Raw genomic sequence first — 2624 nt, 5'->3', positions numbered from 1 at the left:
ATGCCACTGAAACGTTAGATACTGACGGCGACGGTGCGGGGGATAATGCCGACGCGTTCCCATCGGATGCCACTGAAACGTTAGCTACTGACGGCGACGGTGTGGGGGATAATGCCGACGCGTTCCCATCGGATGCCACTGAAACGTTAGATACTGACGGCGACGGTGTGGGGGATAATGCTGATGTACTGGACTCTTTTAATTTATTAAGTATAGAAGCGAGCGCCGGTGCGACGAAAACGGCTGTCTTTACTTGGGAGTCTGCATCAGAAGAAAGTGGGATCACTTATACTGTCTGTAAAAAGGATATCGTTCAGGATAATAATTGCGACATTTTAACGAGTGTCGTTGATGGTGATAATACAGCAATTCTATTAGGTAATTTATATAAAGCCGCTGGAGCTGAATACTTTATTCTTGCTTCCAAAGACTCTCAATTACAACTGTCAAATGAGGTGAGCATCGATAATACGGAACTTAACGCAATGATTGGGTTTCTGAAAGCTTCTTCGCCTGAAAAAGATGCTAAGTTTGGGCATACTGTTGTTTTAAGTTCTGATGGGGATACGTTAGCTGTTGGAGCTCCATATGAGAATAGTGACAGTGTTGTCAGTTCTGGTGCGGTCTATATTTATTCTCAAACGGAAGGTGTTTGGTCGCTAAGTCAGCGCTTGGATGCTTCTTATGATAACCCCTCATCCAATACGGCATCGAGGATTAAATCTGGTGCGCTTTTTGGAAGCAGTCTGTCGTTGAGTGGGGATGGTAAGGTTTTGGCTGTTGGATCGAATAAAGAAGGTGCTTCCGTCAGTCGATATGGTGCAGCCTATGTGTTTTCTGAAAGCTCTGGTGATTGGTCCTTCAAGCAACGATTAGAGGCGGAAAATCAAGAGCATAACGCTGATTTTGGTCAGAGTGTCTCATTAACTGAGGATGGTAAATGGTTAGCTGTTGGCGCGTACAAAGAGGATAAAGCAGCGTCAAACTCTGGAGCTGTCTATGTTTTCTCTGAAAATGCAGGGGCTTGGACTCAGAGTCAGTCTCTCTCGCCTTCTGAACCAGGGGGAACTAATTATTTTGGCTATAGCGTTTCGTTCAGTGGTGATGGCAGTACTTTGGCTGTAGGGGCGTATGGAGAAAGCTCAATCGCTGGTGCGGTTTATGTTTTTTCTACTTCTGATTATACAACTTCACAACGATTAGATGCGGGGTCATATGCAGAGTCTTATGCCTATTTTGGGAGAGATGTTTCATTGAGTGAGGGTGGAAAAACTTTGGCGGTAGGAGCTGACGGGGAGAATAGTAATGGTTCAGATGCTGGAGCTGTCTATGTGTTCTCTGAAAGTGGCGGTGTTTGGTCTTCTCCCGGGCGGATAGTGGCCTCTAACGGTGAGAGTTATGATAGCTTTGGTAATAGTGTCTCTTTGAGTGGTGATGGGAATACTTTAGTTGTCGGGGCGTATCGAGAGGATGGTACGGATAACGGTGTTTCACAGGTGCCCAGTGCTGATCAATCATCGGACGCTTATGGAGCCGCCTATGTATACTCTTTCATTTCTGAGACTTGGTCAGAGCAAGCTTATTTGAAATCATTGCAAACGGACTCTACTTCCGCTTTTGGAATTAGTGTTTCAACGAATGGTGAATCAACGGTTGTTGGCGCTTATCGAGAGGCTGTTGATGATAAAACGGAGGCTGGTGCTGCATATGTGTTTTAAGGTTCAAGGGGCTTTGTTGAAGTACTCAATGCACACTGTCTTTTGACGCCATTAAGCCACCCGGTAGCTGTCGGGTGGCTTAATGGCGTAAATCGGTTTAATATCGATGCGCCTAGCATCATTTCCTGTTGTTGGTTATTAAACTCTCGACTGTGTAATTTGGGGCCAATGATGCACTGGTAACGGTGCATCGCGTTTTCCGACACATTCCTCTTCCCATACCGTTTTTCTTTCTGCCATCGCATGGGCCCTAGTGCCGAATACGCCACCAAATTGCTCATCCTTTTTCCATGGTGAGCTTCATCAGCATACAAATTATCTTTGGGAGGAGTGACGATATCCGCTTCTGGAAATGCGTTCGATAAGGTTTCATAAACAGTATCAGTGTCGTACATTTTATCCGCTGAAATATGTTCAACTTCAATGTCAATTTGCTCACAAAGCTCGTCCAAAACCTGAAAGTCCATGGTGCTCTTCTCTGTCAGAGCTGCGGCATGGATAATATGATTCTCTCCCACACCAAAGTGGGCCTTTTTCCAACTCCGCTTCGCGTTAATGCGGTGTTTTTCCTGGTGCCACTCTCCCTTACCAAACTCTTTGAGGCCCGTAGAGTCAATGGCGATGGCCGCTAACCCCTCATCCGGTTTATCCGTAAATTTGAATGCTGGCGTCTTAAAACCGAGTTGAGAGAATCGTTTTGAAAGAGACGGATAATCGTAAGTGTTCACCAAGTTAGCTTGACTTACCATGTTTGAAGAGAACGGTGTGGTTTATAAGTCAAAGACGTTGGGGTATGGTCTCTTCGCCACAACAGCCGTGAAGATCTCACTCAACACTGACATTGCCGATAAGCCGCGTTTTTTGCAGGTTTCGATGAGTGTATGTATCCTACTGCGGAATTTATCG

The 2624-nt window shown here is 45.6% G+C and carries 2 protein-coding genes; one reads left to right on the top strand and one right to left on the bottom strand.

Annotated elements, in window-relative coordinates; genetic code table 11:
• Nucleotides 1-1718: FG-GAP repeat protein (locus tag H5300_RS26265; RefSeq protein WP_182797317.1), on the top strand; the 1718-nt coding region annotated here is incomplete at its 5' end.
• Here H5300_RS26265 and H5300_RS26260 read toward each other — a convergent pair.
• A complete protein-coding gene (locus H5300_RS26260; RefSeq protein WP_182797316.1) occupies nt 1715-2446 on the bottom strand; it encodes an IS5 family transposase in 732 nt (243 codons plus the stop codon). The genes H5300_RS26265 and H5300_RS26260 overlap by 4 nt on opposite strands.
• Nucleotides 2447-2624 lie beyond the last annotated feature (178 nt).

Source organism: Vibrio sp. SG41-7, from assembly GCF_014164465.1.
GTDB lineage: Bacteria > Pseudomonadota > Gammaproteobacteria > Enterobacterales > Vibrionaceae > Vibrio > Vibrio splendidus.
The sequence above is the reverse complement of the archived record's forward strand: the minus strand, read 5'-3'. Positions and strand labels throughout refer to the sequence as shown.